Annotated in this window: 14 protein-coding genes and 1 pseudogene; 12 read left to right on the top strand and 3 right to left on the bottom strand. The window is 74.0% G+C overall.

What is annotated here, in order from left to right; all coding sequences use genetic code 11:
* The first annotated feature begins 12 nt into the window (after positions 1 to 12).
* Entirely contained in the window at positions 13 to 1,152 is a 1,140-nt protein-coding gene (locus tag M1O15_RS06895; RefSeq protein WP_248632355.1) for a hypothetical protein, read from the top strand.
* Positions 1,153 to 1,396: 244 nt separating this feature from the next.
* Entirely contained in the window at positions 1,397 to 2,329 is a 933-nt protein-coding gene (gene hemC / locus M1O15_RS06890; protein ID WP_248632353.1) for a hydroxymethylbilane synthase, read from the top strand.
* Positions 2,330 to 2,355: 26 nt separating this feature from the next.
* On the opposite strand, the gene M1O15_RS06885 is transcribed toward hemC, so the two are convergent.
* A complete protein-coding gene (locus M1O15_RS06885) occupies positions 2,356 to 3,537 on the bottom strand; it encodes an epoxide hydrolase family protein (protein WP_248632351.1) in 1,182 nt (393 codons plus the stop codon).
* Between the two features lie 83 nt (positions 3,538 to 3,620).
* Here M1O15_RS06885 and M1O15_RS06880 point away from each other — a divergent pair, with 83 nt between their 5' ends.
* The 4 genes and pseudogenes from M1O15_RS06880 to M1O15_RS31810 all read left to right on the top strand — a co-directional run.
* Complete coding sequence (locus M1O15_RS06880) at positions 3,621 to 4,220, top strand: CGNR zinc finger domain-containing protein (protein ID WP_248632350.1); 600 nt, start codon at positions 3,621 to 3,623, stop codon at positions 4,218 to 4,220.
* Between the two features lie 296 nt (positions 4,221 to 4,516).
* Positions 4,517 to 5,203, top strand: coding sequence for an RNA polymerase sigma factor (locus tag M1O15_RS06875; RefSeq protein ID WP_248632349.1), 687 nt, complete (start codon positions 4,517 to 4,519; stop codon positions 5,201 to 5,203).
* Positions 5,203 to 6,312, top strand: coding sequence for a hypothetical protein (locus tag M1O15_RS06870; protein WP_248632348.1), 1,110 nt, complete (start codon positions 5,203 to 5,205; stop codon positions 6,310 to 6,312). The genes M1O15_RS06875 and M1O15_RS06870 overlap by 1 nt, the downstream gene beginning before the upstream one ends.
* Before the next feature lie 47 nt (positions 6,313 to 6,359).
* Positions 6,360 to 6,611: pseudogene (locus tag M1O15_RS31810) on the top strand (MerR family transcriptional regulator); the annotation flags it as partial.
* A gap of 108 nt (positions 6,612 to 6,719) precedes the next feature.
* Here M1O15_RS31810 and M1O15_RS06860 read toward each other — a convergent pair.
* Both M1O15_RS06860 and M1O15_RS06855 read right to left on the bottom strand, forming a co-directional pair.
* Positions 6,720 to 8,081: an alpha-2,8-polysialyltransferase family protein gene (locus M1O15_RS06860; protein WP_248632347.1), complete on the bottom strand. Its 1,362-nt coding sequence runs from the start codon at positions 8,079 to 8,081 to the stop codon at positions 6,720 to 6,722.
* Complete coding sequence (locus M1O15_RS06855; protein ID WP_248632346.1) at positions 8,078 to 9,097, bottom strand: glycosyltransferase family 2 protein; 1,020 nt, start codon at positions 9,095 to 9,097, stop codon at positions 8,078 to 8,080. The genes M1O15_RS06860 and M1O15_RS06855 overlap by 4 nt, the downstream gene beginning before the upstream one ends.
* Positions 9,098 to 9,263: 166 nt before the next feature.
* On the opposite strand from M1O15_RS06855, the gene M1O15_RS06850 reads away from it, so the two are divergent.
* The 6 genes from M1O15_RS06850 to M1O15_RS06825 all read left to right on the top strand — a co-directional run bounded on the left by M1O15_RS06850 (position 9,264) and on the right by M1O15_RS06825 (position 17,271).
* On the top strand, positions 9,264 to 10,562 hold the full coding sequence (locus M1O15_RS06850) for a DUF6716 putative glycosyltransferase (RefSeq protein WP_248632345.1): 1,299 nt from the start codon (positions 9,264 to 9,266) through the stop codon (positions 10,560 to 10,562).
* Between the two features lie 65 nt (positions 10,563 to 10,627).
* Positions 10,628 to 12,223: an acylneuraminate cytidylyltransferase gene (locus tag M1O15_RS06845; protein WP_248632343.1), complete on the top strand. Its 1,596-nt coding sequence runs from the start codon at positions 10,628 to 10,630 to the stop codon at positions 12,221 to 12,223.
* Between the two features lie 63 nt (positions 12,224 to 12,286).
* Positions 12,287 to 13,177: an N-acetylneuraminate synthase family protein gene (locus M1O15_RS06840; RefSeq protein ID WP_248632342.1), complete on the top strand. Its 891-nt coding sequence runs from the start codon at positions 12,287 to 12,289 to the stop codon at positions 13,175 to 13,177.
* Positions 13,174 to 14,247 (top strand): hypothetical protein, encoded by a 1,074-nt coding sequence (locus M1O15_RS06835; RefSeq protein ID WP_248632341.1) that lies wholly within the window; start codon positions 13,174 to 13,176, stop codon positions 14,245 to 14,247. The genes M1O15_RS06840 and M1O15_RS06835 overlap by 4 nt, the downstream gene beginning before the upstream one ends.
* A 435-nt stretch (positions 14,248 to 14,682) precedes the next feature.
* The gene (locus M1O15_RS06830; protein WP_248632535.1) at positions 14,683 to 15,909 is read left to right on the top strand and encodes an amidohydrolase; all 1,227 of its coding nucleotides are present in this window, start codon (positions 14,683 to 14,685) and stop codon (positions 15,907 to 15,909) included.
* Positions 15,910 to 16,230: 321 nt separating this feature from the next.
* Entirely contained in the window at positions 16,231 to 17,271 is a 1,041-nt protein-coding gene (locus M1O15_RS06825; protein ID WP_248632340.1) for a BMP family lipoprotein, read from the top strand.
* Positions 17,272 to 17,349 lie beyond the last annotated feature (78 nt).

Below are 17,349 nucleotides of genomic sequence, written 5' to 3'. Positions count from 1 at the left end.
GTCACACCACAGATGGGGGAGTGTGATCGCACACGTTCGCATGAGGAGACAGTCATCACCGCCATACGCAAGACCCTGAGCGCCGCCGCCGTCGTCACCGTCGCCCTCGCCGGTGTGGCCGCCTGCGGCACGGCGGAGCAGCTGTCCGCCGGGCAGAAGCTCGACCGGGCCTTCGACAAGCTGGGTCAGGAGAAGTCCCTCTCCTTCGAGCTCGACCTCGACACCGACTCCGCCTCGCTCATGGCACTGGACGAGAAGATGGGCAGCGAGCCGGGCGAGGAGCTGGACCCGAAGGCCGCGGAGCTGCTCAGCGGCGCGCGCATGAGCTTCACCGTGCACTCCAAGAAGGCGCTGAAGGACTCCGGCGACAAGGACATCGTCGGCGCCGCCGCCAAGGTCAGCACCCCGGACGGCGACCTGGTCGAGTTCCGGCAGGTCGGTGACGCCGCCTATGTGCGCACCGACATCGAGGCGCTGGGCAAGGCCGTGGGCGAGCCCATGCCGAAGGCCTCGGACCTGCCGCCGGAGGCCGGCGCCTTCAAGAAGCTGCTGGAAGGCGGCTGGGTCACCTTCGACACCAAGGAGCTGGAGAAGGCCGGCGAGGACGCGAGCGACGAGCCCTCGCCGGAGCCCAGCCTCGACGCCAAGACGCAGAAGAAGCTGACCAAGGCGATCCAGGACGTCATCAGCCGCGAGGTCGACTTCGCCGTCGCGGACAACGGGGACGGCGAGGAGCACATCGTCGCCACCGCGCCCTTCCGCACCCTGATCACCGAACTGGTCGACGAGATCCGCCCCTTCAAGAAGGAACTGCCGCCCGGCGTAGAGCTGCCGACGGCCAAGGACCTGAAGGACGCGCCGAACACCAAGGTCGCCGCCGACTTCACCCTGAAGAACGGCGACCTCACCGAGGTCCGCATCGACCTGGCCAAGCTTGCCGAGTCCGCCAAGGTCAAGAAGCTCGGCCTGGTCGTCCGCCTGAGCAAGGGCGAGCAGCCCACCGCCCCGGCCGGCGCCACCAAGCTGGACCCGACCGAGCTCCTGGGCGCCTTCGGCGGCCCGGGCATGGGCCAGGACGCGTCCTTCGGTGAGGAGGACCTCGGCGAGGGCGGCTTCTCCGACGAGGGCGCCTCCGAGGTCGACCCGGTCTGACCCCTCCCGCCCACACCCGCCCACACCCGGCCACGGCCGGCCGCACCCGGGACCCCCGGGCCGCAGCCGGCCGTGGCTGCTTTCGCGACCGTGCCCGGGCCGAGCACCGTGAGGGCGCTGGCGCCGATGCGCGGGAGTGTCCTCGGGAGCCTCGCCTTTGAAGACAATGTGTCGGAATCCGCCGGGCCCCGGTGTCAGTAGGGTGGCCGGTCAACACATCCCGCCGGCGGAGGAGTTGACCCGAATGGGCGACGTGGTACGCATCGGTTCCCGGGCCAGCAGGCTCGCGAGGGCGCAGGTGGCGGAGTGGCTGGCGCCGATCGCCGAGCGGTTTCCCGGGGTGGCCTTCAGGCGGGAGACCATCCTGGAGGGCGGTGACCGGGACCGGGTGACCCCGACGCTGGCGGAGGTCGCCAGGACGGCGGGCGGGTCCGCTTTCTCCAGCAACCAGGAGGCGGCCCTGCTGGACGGGGCGGTCGATGTGGTCGTGCACTCGCTGAAGGACCTGCCCACCTCGGTCGCGCCGGGCACGCTGCTGCTGACGACGCCGGGCCCGCGCGAGGACGTACGGGATGTGCTGTGCGGGTCCACGCTCGCGGGCCTCCGGCCGGGGGCGAGGGTGGGGACCGGCGCCCCGCGCCGGGTGGCCCAGCTCCTGGCGTTGCGCCCCGACCTCCGGGTGGAGCCGATCCGCGGAAACGTTCCCGGGCGGCTCGCCAAGGCCACCCGGGGCCCGCTGGACGCGGTGGTGCTCGCTGCGGCAGGGCTGAGCCGGCTCGGTCTGACCCCCGAGGTGCACGAGGTGCTCGACCCCCTCGCCTTCCCGCCCTCCCCGGGGCAGGGTGCGCTCGGCATCCAGGTCCGCACCGGCTCCCCGGCGGCCGAGCTGCTGGCGCGGACGGGGGACCCCGAGGTCGACGCGTGCGTGCGGGCCGAGCGCGCCCTGCTGGCCGAGCTGCACGGCGGGTGCTCCGTACCGGTCGGCGCCTGGGGCCGGATCGGCGACGACGGGCTGCTGCACCTCTCCGCCGCCGTCACCTCGCTGACCGGGGAACGTCAGGTGACGGCCGTCGGTGCGGGCCCGGTCGACGGCCCGGAGAAGCTCGGCGCCGCCGTGGCGGCCGAGCTGCTCGACCAGGGAGCCACCGCCATCCTGGCGGAGATCAGGCGCGGTTGAGGTGCCGGGCGCGTCCGACCCGGGGGCTACCCGCCCAGGCCGCCGGCAACGAGCACCGCCGCGAGGCCCTCTCGCAGGTCCCTGACGAAGTAGCCGGGCACCTCCAGCGAGGGGAAGTGCCCTCCGCGCCCGGGTGCGTTCCAGCGGACGATCTGCCGGTAGCGCTCCTGCGCCCAGGGGCGCGGGCACTTCTCGATGTCGCGGGGGTACACGGTGATGGCCGCCGGGACGTCCACCCGCAGCTCGGGATCGAGCGAGTCGTGGCTCTCGTAGTAGATACGGGCCGCCGACGCACCGGTCCGCGTCAGCCAGTACAGGGTGACGTCGTCCAGGACGCGGTCCCGGGAGATCGTCTCGAACGGGCTGTCCTCGGTGTCGGACCACTCGGCGAACTTGTCGAGGATCCAGGCGAGCAGCCCGACCGGTGAGTCCACAAGCGCGTAGCCGGTGGTCTGCGGCCGGGTCGCCTGCTGCTTGGCGTACGCAGCCCGGTGGCGCCAGAAACGGCGGGTCTCCTCGGCCCACCGGCGCTCGTCCGCCGTCAGCCCGTCCATGGACAACCCGGGCGGCGCCTGCGCGAGGGTGGAGTGGATGCCGAGAACGTGTTCCGGGAACCTGCCGCCGAGGACCGTGGTGACGACCCCGCCCCAGTCGCCGCCGTGGGCCGCGAACCGGTCGTAGCCGAGCCGGCCCATCAGCTCCACCCAGGCGGCCGCGATCCTCTCCGTCCCCCATCCGGTGGTGGCCGGCTTGTCGCTGTAGCCGAAGCCCGGGAGCGATGGGGCCACGACGTGGAACGCCGGTGCGTCCGCGTCCGCCGGATCCGCCAGCTCCTCCACCACGTCGACGAACTCGGCGACGCTGCCCGGCCAGCCGTGCGTCAGAAGCAACGGGGTGGCGTCCGCCCGTGCGGACCGGCGGTGCAGGAAGTGGATGCCCAGACCGTCGACGGTGGTGCGGAACTGGCCGATCCGGTCGAGGCGCTCCTCGAACGACCGCCAGTCGTACCCGGTGCGCCAGTAGTCCACGACCTCGACCAGGTCGGCGAGCGGAACACCTTGCCCCCAGCGGCCAGGACCGGGCGCGGCGCCGAGAACCGTCTCCGCCTCCGGCAGCCGCGCCGCGGCCAGCCGCGCCCGCAGTTCATCGAGGTCGGCGTCGGTCGCGCGGGCTTCAAAGGCGTGCACATCGCTGATGGGGCGGGGCATGAGACCTCCTGATCCATGACGGAACCGGCAATGACGGTTCTAGCAGCGATTGAGGCCGTGGTGCAACCGGCTATGGTGGTTCCATGCGTGCTGAGTTCCCTGACTTCCGCCTCGGCAGCGTGCTGGCGACCAGCTTCACGGGGACCCTGTCCGAGCGTCATGGCGACGCCGTGGAGCGCATCCCGGTGCCGCACCGGCTGGTCGACTGGCTGGCGGTGTACGGCCTCGACGTGGACTCCTGCACCACGGCCCAGCTCGACCTCGCCCGGGAGCTGAGGGAGTCGATCCACGCCGCCGCGACGGCGGCCGCGCTCCAGGACGCCCTGCCCGCCTCCGCGGTCCGGGTCATCAACGCCCGCAGCGCCCAGGGCCGGGCGGTGGCGATCCTGACCCCCGAGGGCGAGCGGCGCTGGCGGCTCGGATCGGATTCCGGGTCGGATGGCGGGGTGGCTTTCTGCGTGGAAGACGCTCTGGGCGTGATCGCCGCCGACGCGATCAGCGTCATCACGGGCGAACGGGACGGACGGCTGGCCCTGTGCGCGTCACCGACCTGCCGGGCCGCCTTCTTCGACACCAGCCGGAGCCGCACCCGCCGCTGGTGCGACATGAACACCTGTGGGAATCGCGAGAAGAAGGCGCGATTCCAGGCCAACCGGCGGAAGGGTCCCGGACCGGCGGAGTGAGGGTCACCCGCGGTTTCCCGAGGGATCGCGGTGCGGCCGGAAACTACAGACGACCGGGGCCGCCACCCCCCACAGGAGAGGCCCCGGTCGTCCACGGGCCCGCGGTACGGCCCCGTACTCCCTTCAGCGCCGGGGCTGCGTTTTCTGTCACACCGGCCGTGGACGGGGGGTCGGGGGAGAATGTTGCACGTTCTACTGGACATGGACGTGATGCCGGATGACCACGTAGCGTGCTGCTGCGCGCCGCGCGAGGCGGCGGTGGGTGACCCGCCGCGATGATGGACAGGTAAAGGGAAGTGCTGGGGGACGACGCGGAGCTGACCGCCGCGGTGCTCGCGGCACAGGACGGTGACGAGAACGCGTTCCGTGCTGTGTACCGCGCCGTACACCCGCGGCTGCTCGGTTACATACGCACGCTGGTGGGCGACGCCGACGCGGAGGACGTGGCCTCCGAGTCCTGGCTGCAGATCGCCCGCGACCTCGGCGGGTTCAGCGGGGACGCCGACCGGTTCCGCGGCTGGACGGCCCGTATCGCCCGCAACCGGGCCCTGGACCACCTGCGGATGCGCGGCCGGCGCCCCGCCATCGGCGGCGACGAGACCGAACTCACCGACAAGCCGGCCGAGTCCGACACCGCGGACGAGGCCATGGAGGCGCTGGCCACCGGCCGCACCATGAACCTGATAGCGCAACTCCCGCAGGACCAGGCGGAGGCCGTCATCCTGCGCGTGGTGGTGGGGCTGGACGCCAAGAGCGCGGCCGAGACGCTGGGCAAGCGGCCCGGAGCGGTGCGCACGGCCGCGCACCGCGGGCTGAAGCGGCTCGCCGAGCTGATGGACCCGGGCGGACGCGCCGCCTCCGGTGGCGTCACCGACCCGGCGGGCCCGCTGGAGGGCGTACCGCCGCAGCGCAGGCAGCGGGTGGGATCCATGGCCCGCACCGGTGTGACGCATTGGCGCTCGCGGACGCAGAAGGAACTGTGATGGCCGACGAGCGGAACGCATGGCTCGACCATGACGTGGCGGAGAGGCTGCTGCGCGGTGACCGCGTCGACCTCCCGACCCCCGTCGACCCCGGTGACTTCGGAGCCTCCGCGGAGCGGGCGCGGCGGCTCGCCGAGGCGCTGGCGGCGGTCCGGGCCGCCCATGCCCCGCAGCCCGCGCCCGGGCGGGAGCTGCCGGGGGAGGAGGCCGCGCTGGCCGCCTTCCGGGCGGGGCGGCAGACGGCCGCGGGCAGCGAGGCCGCGCGCGGGGCGGAGCTGGGTCCGGTACGGCTCGGTGCGGGGGCGCGTCGGCCGTCGGCCCGGCGCCCGGGCTGGGCACGGGGGATGCGCTGGGGGCTGGCCGCCTCGGTGGCGGGACTCGCGGTCGGCGGGGTCGCCGTCGCCGCCGGTACGGGGGTGCTCCCGGTGCTCGGCAAGGGCGCCGAGCCGCTGCCCGCCGCCACCGTCTCCGTCGAGCCCGCCCCGTCCGACTCGGCCGCGCCCGCCCGGCCGACCGAGACCGGCACCGGCCGGCCGGCCGACCCCGAGGCGCCTAAGGCCCCCGAGCGGCGGCGGCCCCCGGTGTCCAGCCCGCCCGGCCCGAGCACCGGCAGCCAGGAGCGCGAGCCCGGCCGGCCCCGGCCCGGTGCCACCGATCCGGCGGACCCGGCGCCCGAGCGGACCGAGGAGGACGAGGAGCCGGGTGGCACCGATCCCGGCGCGGGCGGGAGCGAGCAGCCCAGGCCGAGCGTGGGCGCGAACTGGCTGGAGCGGACCGTCCAGGCCTGCCGGGACTACCGGTCGGGGAAGCTGGACAACGGACGCAAGGCCGCGTTGGAGTCGGACGCCCAGGGTCGCGCCAACATCGAGCGGTTCTGCGACCGGCTGCTGGACGGCCCCTCGGGCGACGGCGGGGGCGCGGGCAGCGGTCTGCCGAGCAGCGGCCTTCCCGGCAGCGGCTGGGGAAGCGGCGGCGGCAAGGGTGACGGCGGGAAGGGCGGCGGGGGCGGCCGGGGGGATGCGCCGGCGCGCGGCCGGGAGGGCTCCGCAGCCCGTCCGTTTATTTCACCGCGCCCCGCGGTACCGGCCCTGACCAGCGCTTTGTCGTAGTTCTCCGGAGGGGTGTGACGTTTTTCGGCGCCCCGGCGCAGTAGTAAGTGAGCCGACTGGTCATCGGCAGCGCATCGAGCCGGGGTTCCCCCCGTACCTACGGCTCAGCGCATCTGGCGCGGGCGGGACACGTTCCCCCGGTCCCGCCCGCGCCCCCTCTTCTCCGATACTTGACCCTCACACTCTACGGGGCGGCCCAGCTCGCCCGGTTCAACCGCGTGATCGCGCTGAAGGACCTCGGTTTCACCCTCGAACAGGTGGCGGCCGTCCTGGACGAGCAGGTGGGCCCCGAGCGGGTGACGGCTCGATCGTCGTGCACGCCGGGATGACCGTGTCCGAGGCGCCTTCCTGTCGCGGGTCGGTGGTCCGGCACCACGGGGGCGCCGGACCACCAGCCCAGGGCCGCCCTACTTCCCCGCCGCCTTGCGCACCCGCCGGGCCACCCGGCGGACGGCGGGCTGCCGGGAGAGGCGGCGGACCACCGCGCGGCGGGGCATCGGCAGGCCGCCGGGGAGGCCGAGGGCGGTGAGGCGGCGGCGCTTGAAGTAGCGGCGGACGGTCTCGTCCAGATGGGCGCCGAGGAACCGCTCGGCGGCGGTCCGCAGGTCCGGGCGGATCTTGGGCTGCATCGCGAAGCCGACCGCCGCCACCAGGCCCGGCAGATTGCCGCCGGCCGGGCCGAGCGGGTCGGCGGCGGCGAACGGCGGGCCGGAGCGGCCGGCCGCCAGATCGGGCAGCAGGACGTCGGCCAGCGTCACCGGGATGCGGTTGCTGTTCTCGTACGGGGTGAGGCGCTCCAGCAGCAGACCGGTGCCGATCCGGGCGACCGGCACCCGGTAGAAGTGGGCCGCGGTGAACAGCCCGGTGGAGAAGCAGGCCACCACCAGCGCGGGCCGCAGCCGGAGCAGCAGCACCTCGGCCAGCTCGGGCCGGTCGATCACGGTCAGCTCCGCGCCCAGCGCGGCGGCCTCCTGCTCCAGGGTCTCGTTCCAGGCGGCGGGGGCCAGTGGATGGGGCTTGAAGAGGAGGCGGGTGTGGCCCTGCTCGACGGCGCCCCGGACCATGCTCAGATGCAGCTCCTCCTCCTCTTCGGGGGTGAGGATGGAGAGGGCGGAGAGGTACTGGCCCAGGATGAGGGCGCCGCCCCCCGGTTCGGCCGCCTCGGCCCGCGACTCCGGGCGGGCCTCCTCCAGCCGGGCCACCACCTTGGTGAAGGCCGCGGTCGGTATGACCTCCGGCACGGTGCCGAACTCGGCCAGGAGGAGTGGGCGCAGCCCTGGTACGAGGTCCAGGTGGAGCAGCCGCCGCACCCGCTCGCCGACCAGCGGGTCCAGCTTGTTGCGGGTGGGGCCGTAGCTCATCAGCCCGTCCGCGTAGACGTCGATCGGCGCGTCGGGGAAGCACCGGGTGACGGAGAGGGCGGGGGAGACCTGGAGCGATTCCACGCCCAACTCCACCGGATCGTCGGCCAGTTCCCAGAGCATCCGCAGATACCGCTCCCACAGGGGGATGTCGTCGCCGCGCGGGCTCCAGCCGGAGGGGTGGAAGGGGGCGATGGCCTCGTTCCAGGAGAGGACCCCGTCGAACCGGTCGCGCAGCGCCTCGAAGCCCGGCATCCGGTCCAGCGGGGTGGCCGTCTCCGGTACCGCCGCGTTGTTGGTGACGAGGAGCAGGGTGCGGTCGGCGGGGCCGAAGCAGCCGCTGTCCAGCGCGGCGGCCAGGGTGACCGCCCCGTAGAGGGTGGAGGCGCAGAGGATACGGGTGGTCATGCCGCCACCTCCGCGCGGGCGCCGCCGCCCTGGGCCGCGCCGCCGGCGCGCCGCCGCAGTCTGCGCAGCCGTACCGCCCGTTCGGCGTCCATCGCGTCCAGCGTGGCGTCCAGCACCGGCTGGGGCATCCGGCGCAGCGCCGCCGCGGCGCGGGTGCGCAGCTGCCGCAGCACCGCCGGTTCGAAGCGGTCGGCGTTGCCCAGGTGGTGGGCGATGATCGCGCAGTAGGTGCGTACGGCTTTCGGCAGCAGCCGTTCGGCGTCCGGGTCGGCCGCGGTCTCGCCGAGCACCTGGTCGAAGGCGCGCAGGAAGTCCAGCTGGCGGACGTCGCCGATCTGGGTGAGCGAGGTGGCGACCCCGCGCCGGTAGAACAGGCCCAGCCCGCCGGGCACTCCGCGCGGCCCGGTCACCGCGAAGGACTCCGCCTCCCGGTGCAGCCGCCAGATCCACGGCCGGTCCTCGGCGGTGCGCAGCCCATCGGTGAAGTGCAGCAGCCCGCGCTCGGCCAGCCGCCGGTGGTACATCCCGGCCCAGGCGTACGGGTAGTCCACGGAGGTGGAGCGGTCGGCGGGGAGGATCGCCTCCCGGGGCTTCAGCACCACTCCGCGCCTGCCGACGGGCACTCGGGCGATCTTGCGGGCTTTGCCGGTGCACACCACATGGTCGGTGCGGACGAAGTCGCAGCCCAGCTCCTCGATGGCGGCCAGCAGCCCGGTGAAGTGGCCCGGGGCCGTCCAGTCGTCGCCGTCCAGGAACGCCAGGTACTCCCCGCGGGCCGCGTCGAGCCCGGTGTTGCGGGCGCTGGCCAGGCCCTTGTTCACCTCGTGGGTGAGCAGCCGGGCGCCGGGCAGCTCGCGGGCGGCCCGCTTGAGGATGTCGGGTGTCCGGTCCGTCGAGCAGTCGTCGACGAGAAGGAACTCGATGTCCTCGCGGGCGTCGGCGCGCAGCGCGAGCAGGGTGTCGGAGGCGTATGTCTGCACGTTGAAGAACGGCACGACGACGGAGAGCTTGACCACGCCTCCGACGCTAGGCAGGCCGTCCGCCACGGGCGCCGACCGGGAGGCGGCCGGACGGTGAACAGTGGGCGGCACCGTGGCGAACTCGGTTCCGACAAACCGCTGTTCACCCTTTGTTGCGGCGCAGTTGGGCCGCTGGGGCCGGTGCCTTCCTAACGTCCTCGGCGTGCCATCACCCAACCGAGAAGCGGTACGGGTCGCCGTGCTCGCCGACTCCGACACCCGATGGAAATGGGGCGCCCTCACCGCGCGCCGCATCACCCCGGCCGGTACCCGGCCGGACGGCTACCTCCTGCGGGGCCGCGCCACCCCCACCGCCCGCCAGCTCGCCGAGACGGCGGGCGGCGGGGCGGCGGACAGCGGTGGACCGGCGCCCCGCGAGGTGACTGGGGCGGAGTTCCTGCGGGTGCTCGCCGACGAGGGGTACGACGTGGTCGTGCTCGCCCTGGTCGGCGGGACCGTCCAGGCGGTGCTGCACGCAGTGGCCGCGCTCGGCCTCGCCCGCCGCCCGGTGATCGTCACCGGGTACGTCGGGGTGGTCTACGAGAAGCTGGCCGACGGGCTGCTGCTGCGGCACGGCGCCGATGTGGTGCTGGCCAACTCGGCCGCCGACGCCCGCCGCTTCCGCGCGGTGTACGAGGGGGTGGGCGCCGACGCCTCGGCGGTGGTGCGGGCCGCGCTGCCGTTCCTGGGCGGAGCCCCGTACGCGCCGGAGTCCGGCCGGGACACCCTGGTCTTCGCCGCCCAGCCGTCCGTGCCGGCCGGCCGGGCCGAGCGGGCGTACCTGCTGGACCGGCTGGTCCGCCACGCCGAGCTGCACCCGGGACGGGAGGTGGTGCTCAAGCTGCGGTCCAAGCCGGGCGAGCACACCACGCACATCGAGGAGCTGCCGTACCAGCGGCTGGCCGCCCGCCGCCCGCTGCCGCCCAACCTGGTCCTGGCCTACGGGCACATGGGCGAGCTGCTGGACCGCACCGACCTGCTGGTCACCGTCTCCTCCACGGCCGCGCTGGAGTCCCTGCACCGGGGCGTGCCGACCGCGATCCTCACCGACTTCGGGGTCCGCGAGGCGCTGGGCAACCACCACTTCATCGGCTCCGGGCTGCTGGCCTCCTTCGACCACCTGGACGAGGACCACCGCCCGAAGCCGGACCCGGAGTGGCCGGCCGACCACGGCGTCCACCCGGCGGGCTCCTCCCCCTCGTACGAGCGGGCCTTCGACGCCGCCCGGGACCGGGTGCTGACCCTGCTCGGGGAGCCCGTACTGCCGCCGCCGCGGCCCTACTACACCGCGGCCACCGCCCCCGGCTACCTGCCGGGCGTGCTGGCCCGCCACCGCCTGGACGCCCCGCCGTCCCCGGCGCCCTCCCGGGCCCGGCGCGTGCTACGGGACGCCGCACGCGGGGCCTACCGCCACGGGGTGCAGCGCGTCGCCCCGGTGATCCGCCGCCTGGGAGAGCTGTGACCGTGAACGACGACCCGAGGGGTACGGGGAGCCCCGTCGCGGCCCGGGAGGGTGTGGGGAGCCGTATGGGAAGCCCCGCCGCGGCCCGGGAGGGTGCGGGGAGCCGTACGGGGAGCCCTGCCGCGGCCCGCCCCTCGGCGGCCACCGGGGAGCTGAGGGCCCGCCCCTCGGCGGCCACCACCCGGGAGCCCGGCACCCGTCCGCTGGTGCTGGCGGTGATACCCGCCCGGGGCGGCTCCAAGGGCGTGCCCGGGAAGAACCTGGCGCGGATCGGCGGGGTGCCGCTGGTGGCCCGCGCGGTACGGGCCTGCCGGGGCGCCGCCCGGGTGACCGACGTGGTGGTCTCCACCGACGACCCCGAGATCGCCGCCGCCGCCCGCGCGGCCGGCGCCGAGCCGGTGGACCGCCCGGCCGCCCTCTCCGGGGACGCCGCCACCAGCGAGGCCGCCGTCCTCCACGCCCTGGACACCTTCGAGGCCGCCCGGGGCCGGGCCGCCGACGTGGTCCTGCTGGTCCAGTGCACCAGCCCCTTCCTGACCGCCGAGGACGTGGACGCGGTCACCGCCCGGGTACTGGAGGAGGGCGCCGACTCCGCGCTGACGGCGGCGCCGTCGCACGGCTTCCTGTGGAGGGGTGGGGGCGAGGCCGGGGCCCCCGGCGTGGACGCCCACGAGGCCGCCGCCGCCCGCACCGACGGGAACGCGGTGGCGACCGCCTTCGGCGCCCCTGACGCCTTGAGGGCCGCCGCCCCCGGCGTGGCAGGGACCGCCACCAGCGCCCCCGGCGTACCGGGGGGCACCGCCTCCGTTCCGGGCACCGCTTCCGTTCCGGGCGCCCCGGAAGCCGATGCTTCCGCCGCCGACCGGGCCGCGGTCTCCGCCTACGGCGCCCCCGGCGCCCTCCGCGCCCCCCTCGCCTCCGGTGCCGTCGGGGTCAACCACGACAAGGTGTACCGCCCCCGCCGCCAGGACCGGGAGCCGGAGTACCTGGAGACCGGGGCCGCGTACGCGATGGACGCGGCCGGGTTCCGTACCCACCGGCACCGCTTCTTCGGCCGCACCGCGCTGGCCGTCACCGACCCGGCCCGGGTGCTGGAGATCGACGACCCGCACGACCTGGCCCGGGCCCGGGCGCTCGCCCCGCTGCTGGACCCGGTGTCCACCCCGACCCTGGCCGACGTGGACGCGGTGGTCCTGGACTTCGACGGCACCCAGACCGACGACCGGGTGCTGATCGACGCCGACGGCCGCGAGTTCGTCGCCGTGCACCGCGGCGACGGCCTCGGCACCGCCGCGCTGCGCCGCTCCGGGCTGCGGCTGCTGATCCTCTCCACCGAGCAGAACCCCGTGGTCGCCGCCCGCGCCCGCAAGCTCGGCGTGCCCGTACTGCACGGCGTGGACCGCAAGGACCTGGCGCTCAAGCGCTGGTGCGACGAGCAGGGCGTGGACCCCACCCGGGTGCTCTACGCCGGTAACGACGCCAACGACCTGGGCTGCTTCGCCCTGGTCGGCTGGCCGGTGGCGGTGGCCAGCGCCCATGACGCGGTACGGGCCGCCGCCCGGGCCGTCACCGCGGCACCCGGCGGCGAGGGCGCGATCCGCGAGATCGCCGCCTGGCTGCTGGGCCCCACCCTCGACCACCCGGCCGCCCCCACTCCCTGAGACCGACCTCCTGCCCCCCGTGGATCCCCCCTCGCAAGTCCCCTGAGTAAGGAAAGAACCACCATGAGCGACAACCGTCTGCGCACCCTTGGCAACCGCCCCGTCGGCCCCGGCCAGCCCGTCTACATCACCGGCGAGATCGGCATCAACCACAACGGCGACCTGGACAAGGCCCTGGCGCTGGTGGACGCCGCCGCGGAGGCCGGCTGCGACGCCGTGAAGTTCCAGAAGCGCACCCCGGAGATCTGCACCCCGCGCGACCAGTGGGACATCGAGCGCGACACCCCCTGGGGCCGGATGACCTACATCGACTACCGGCACCGGGTGGAGTTCGGCGAGGAGGAGTACCGCACCATCGACGCGCACTGCGAGGAGCGCGGTATCGCCTGGTTCGCCTCCCCGTGGGACACCGAGGCCGTCGCCTTCCTGGAGAAGTTCGACGTGCCCGCCCACAAGGTGGCCTCCGCCTCCCTCACCGACGACGAGCTGCTGCGCGCGCTGCGCGCCACCGGCCGCACGGTGATCCTCTCCACCGGGATGTCCACCCCGCGCCAGATACGCCACGCGGTGGAGGTGCTGGGCAGCGACAACATCGTGATGTGCCATGCCACCTCCACCTACCCGGCGGTGCCCGAGGAGCTGAACCTCCGCGTCATCGACTCCCTGCACCGTGAGTACCCGAACGTCCCGATCGGCTACAGCGGCCACGAGACAGGCCTGCAGACCACGCTGGCCGCGGTCGCCCTCGGCGCGACCTTCGTGGAGCGGCACATCACCCTGGACCGCGCCCTGTGGGGCTCCGACCAGGCCGCCTCGGTCGAGCCGCAGGGCCTGGTCCGGCTGGTGCGCGACATCCGCACCATCGAGGCGGCCCTCGGCGACGGCGTGAAGAAGGTCTACGACTCGGAGCTCGGTCCGATGAAGAAGCTCCGGCGCGTCGCGGCCGCGGTATGACAGCCGTCCGCCGTGGTACGGAGGCCGGGGCACCGGTCGCCTTCGTGGAGAGCCCGGTCCAGTTCCTGAACGTGCTGGAGTGGGCGCACGCCGGCGGGGCGCGGCCCGAGGTGGTCGTGCTCTCGCCGGTCGACCCGATGTCCCGGGGCCAGCTGCGGCGGATCGCCGGGCTGGCCCGGGACGAGGGGTACACGGTGCGCTGGCAGGACGCCCGGGAGGACGGGGTCGCCGTGCTCCAGGCGCTGCGCGAACTGGGCCCGCTGATCTCCCGCGCCGAGCGGGTGGTGGTCGGCGACCCGTTCTCGCGGTACGTGCAGCTGCTGCTGGCGCTCTTCGGGGCGCGGCGGCTGACCGTGGTGGACGACGGTACGGCGACGCTGGAGTACCTGGCGCAGCTGGCCCGCGGCGAGCGGCTGGTGCGCTGGCACCGCCGCCGCGGCCGCGGGCCCCGCGAGCTGGCGCTCGCCCCGGTGGCGGCGCTGGCCCGGCGGAGGCTGGCGCCGGGGCGGGACCGCGAGGTGGAGGTGTTCACCGCGCTGCCGGTGGAGGCGGCCCCGGAGGGCACGGTGATCACGGAGAACCGTTTCTCCTGGACCCGCTCCCGGCTCGGGCCGCCCCGGCTGACCGAGGGCGCCGACCTGGTGGGCACCTCCCTGGTGGAGACCGGGGTGGTGGACCTGGACCGCTACACCGCGGCGGTCGGGGCGCTGGCCGCCGCGCACGGCGGCCGCCGCTACTTCGCGCACCGCCGGGAGAGCGCGGAGAAGCTGCACCGGATCGCGGTGGAGACCGGGCTGGAGATCGTCCGCCCCGATCTGCCGCTGGAGCTGATCGCCCGGCGGGGCCCGATCGCCAGGACCGTGCTCAGCTTCCCGTCCACCGTGGTGCACACCCTGCCGCTGGTGCTGGCCGGCGACGGGGTGTCGATCCGGGTCTGCCCGATAGACCCCGAGTGGCTGCGCTCCACGGTCACCGACCGGGCCCGCGGCTTCCTGGCCGGGGTCGCCGACTCCGCCCGGGCCGCCCACGGCATCCCCTTCACCGGAACGCCCCGCGCGGCGGAGGCATGACGGGCTCACTCCCTGGGCCGGGGGCACGTGTGCCCGGTCACCCGAGGACGACATCAGGGGACCCGGCGCGGCCGTACGTCGATCTCCCGGCGGCAACGGAGGCGGGACTCGGTCACCCGTCGGCACTCGGGGCGGGACTCGGTCACTCGACGAAGACGGGGCGGGATTCGGTCACCCGGCGAAACCGGGGGCGTGCGGGGGGCGTTCGACCGTCACTCCACGCGCCCCTTCGGTCACCGGCCGCACTTCCCGCACACTTCTCCCGCGATGGGAACGTTTGACCCTCTTCGGGGCGGAAACGCGTGAGCTTACCCACCCGAAAAGGCCGTCAAGCCCTCCGGACGGGTTTTTCTTTCCCCTTCAGGGCTGAAGTTTTCTAGATCACACGTTAGTTGGGCCCCAAACACGCCTACCCTTTCATGGGTGAACCAATTGATGTCCCGCGACCCCGAAACCGACGATCCGGGCGGAACGCCCCTCCTCGGCACGCTGCCCGAGTCGCTGCGCGCCGAGCTGATCGCGTTCCGCCGGGATGTGCACATGCATCCCGAGCTGGGCTTCCAGGAGTTCCGCACCACCGCCGCCGTCAAGGCGCGGCTGGAAGCGGCCGGGCTGTGTCCCCGGGTCCTGCCCGGCGGTACGGGGTTGATCTGCGACATCGGCACCTGGGACGGCGTACGTCCCATGCTGGCGCTGCGGGCGGACATCGACGCGCTGCCCATCCCGGACACCAAGACGGACGTCCCGTACCGCTCCACCGTCCCCGACCGGGCGCACGCCTGCGGCCACGACGTGCACACCACCGTGGTGCTCGGCGCCGGGCTGGTGCTGGCCGACCTGGAGAAGCGCGGGCTACTGCCGCACCCGGTCCGGCTGGTGTTCCAGCCGGCCGAGGAGGTCATGCCGGGCGGCGCGATCACCGCGGTGGACGCCGGGGTGCTGGACGGGGTCGGGCGGATCATGGCCCTGCACTGCGACCCCCGGGTGGACGTGGGCCGGATCGGGCTGCGCACCGGGCCGATCACCTCGGCCTGCGACCGGCTGGACGTGGTCCTGGACGGGCCCGGCGGCCACACCGCCCGCCCGCATCTGACCACCGACCTGGTCACCGCGGTGGCCCGGGTCGCCGCCGACGCGCCCGCGCTGCTGGCCCGCCGGGTGGACGCCCGCTCCGGACTGGTCCTCACCTGGGGCCGTATCGAGGCCGGCCACGCCCCCAACGTCATCCCGCAGCGCGCCGAGCTGGGCGGCACGGTCCGCTGCCTGGAGCTGTCCGCCTGGCGGGACGCCCCCGACCAGGTGTACGCGGCGATCGACGAGGTCGCCCAGCTGCACGGCGCCAAGTGCCAGATCGAGTACGTCCGGGGCGTCCCGCCGGTGGTCAACGACGCCGCGGTGGCGCAGCACCTGCACGACGCGATGACCGCGCGCTTCGGCCCGCAGTCGGTGGAGGACACCGAGCAGAGCCTGGGCGGCGAGGACTTCTCCTGGTACCTGGAGCACGTCCCCGGCGCGATGGCCCGCCTCGGCGTCCGCCGCCCCGGCGACAGCGCCCGACTCGACCTGCACCGGGGCAACTTCGACGTGGACGAGCGTGCCATCCAGGTCGGCGTGGAGCTGTTCACCGCCGCCGCGCTGATGGAGCCGCCGCCGGTGGTGTGAGGCCCGGGGGCCCGTACGGGCAGGGGCGGGGCGCGCAACCGGGCGCCCCGCCCCTCCGCGTATCCCCGCGCACCCGGGCGCTCCGCCCCTTTCCGTACCCCGTACCGCTCACTCAGCGTGTCCGAAAGCTGCCCCCTCCGGCGTGGCGCTTCGTGGCCGACAGTGCCCGGGGGGTCACCGACGGTCGCAATACGTCCTCATGCGCGACGAATCGATAACGACTGCTGAACAGGTCTTTAACTGACATCTACGCGCGTTACGATCGCCGCGAAACCAGCGCCGGAAGAGGCGCTTTCGGTCATCCTGAAGGGACCCCTCCTCGTGCGCCGGGTATCCAAGATCACCGCCGCGTGTGCCCTTACCGCGGCACTCGCCGTCACCGCCACCGCCTGCGGCCAGTCCTCCACCGAGGCCGGCGGCTCCGACGAGGGCAAGCTCAAGGTCGGTATGGCCTACGACGTCGGCGGCCGTGGCGACAACTCGTTCAACGACTCCGCGGCCCGCGGCCTGGACAAGGCCAAGGGCGAGTACAAGGCCGAGACCAAGGAGCTGACCGCCAAGAGCGGTGAGACCCCGGCCGACCGCGAGCAGCGCCTCGCCTCCCTCGCCGAGGGCGGCTACAACCCGGTGGTCGGCGTCGGCTTCGCGTACAAGGACGCGATCGACAAGGTCTCCGCCAAGTACCCGAAGACGACCTTCGGCCTCATCGACTCGGCCTCCGAGCAGAAGAACGTCGCCTCCATCGTCTTCACCGAGGAGCAGGGCTCCTACCTCGCGGGTGTGGCCGCGGCGCTGAAGTCCAAGGACGGTAAGGTCGGCTTCATCGGCGGTGTGGACCTCCCGCTGATCAAGAAGTTCGCGGCCGGCTTCCGCAAGGGCGCCCTGGACACCAACCCCAAGGCCGACGTGACGGTCCAGTACCTCTCCACCGGTACCGACCTCTCCGGCTTCGGCGCCCCGGACAAGGGCCGCGCCGCCGCCAAGGGCATGCTCGACAAGGGCGTGGACGTCATCTTCGCCGCCGCGGGCGGCTCGGGCGCCGGCGCCATCGAGGCCGTCGCCGCCAAGCCCGGCACCTGGGCGATCGGCGTGGACTCGGACCAGGCCAAGGACCCGGCGCTGGCCAAGTACAGCAACTCGATCATGACCTCGGTGGTGAAGAACGTCGACAGCGGCGTCTTCGACCTGATCACCTCGGTCAAGGACGGCAAGCCGAAGACCGGCACCAACTCCTACTCGCTGGCCGAGGACGGGGTCAGCCTGACCACCACGGGCGACCACCTGAAGGACATCCAGGCCAAGCTGGACGAGGCCAAGAAGAAGATCGTGGACGGCTCCATCAAGGTGCCGACCACCCTCTGACACGGCGGTCGAGCGGGGCCCGGGGGGACTTCGGCCACCCGGGCCCCGCTCACTGTCCGCGCGGCGGCGGCGCACCCC

It is taken from the genome of Streptomyces lichenis, assembly GCF_023218175.1.
In the GTDB taxonomy this organism is placed as follows: domain Bacteria; phylum Actinomycetota; class Actinomycetes; order Streptomycetales; family Streptomycetaceae; genus Streptomyces; species Streptomyces lichenis.
The sequence above is the reverse complement of the archived record's forward strand: the minus strand, read 5'-3'. Positions and strand labels throughout refer to the sequence as shown.

What these genes read in the sequence shown, in the direction of transcription:
- M1O15_RS06885 (WP_248632351.1), bottom strand. Translation starts at nt 3,537, where the DNA reads ATGCCCCGCCCCATCAGCGATGTGCACGCCTTTGAAGCCCGCGCGACC.
- M1O15_RS06870 (WP_248632348.1), top strand. Translation starts at nt 5,203, where the DNA reads ATGGCCGACGAGCGGAACGCATGGCTCGACCATGACGTGGCGGAGAGG.
- hemC (WP_248632353.1), top strand. Translation starts at nt 1,397, where the DNA reads ATGGGCGACGTGGTACGCATCGGTTCCCGGGCCAGCAGGCTCGCGAGG.
- M1O15_RS06895 (WP_248632355.1), top strand. Translation starts at nt 13, where the DNA reads ATGGGGGAGTGTGATCGCACACGTTCGCATGAGGAGACAGTCATCACC.
- M1O15_RS06845 (WP_248632343.1), top strand. Translation starts at nt 10,628, where the DNA reads ATGGGAAGCCCCGCCGCGGCCCGGGAGGGTGCGGGGAGCCGTACGGGG.
- M1O15_RS06860 (WP_248632347.1), bottom strand. Translation starts at nt 8,081, where the DNA reads ATGACCACCCGTATCCTCTGCGCCTCCACCCTCTACGGGGCGGTCACC.
- M1O15_RS06835 (WP_248632341.1), top strand. Translation starts at nt 13,174, where the DNA reads ATGACAGCCGTCCGCCGTGGTACGGAGGCCGGGGCACCGGTCGCCTTC.
- M1O15_RS06880 (WP_248632350.1), top strand. Translation starts at nt 3,621, where the DNA reads ATGCGTGCTGAGTTCCCTGACTTCCGCCTCGGCAGCGTGCTGGCGACC.
- M1O15_RS06840 (WP_248632342.1), top strand. Translation starts at nt 12,287, where the DNA reads ATGAGCGACAACCGTCTGCGCACCCTTGGCAACCGCCCCGTCGGCCCC.
- M1O15_RS06830 (WP_248632535.1), top strand. Translation starts at nt 14,683, where the DNA reads ATGTCCCGCGACCCCGAAACCGACGATCCGGGCGGAACGCCCCTCCTC.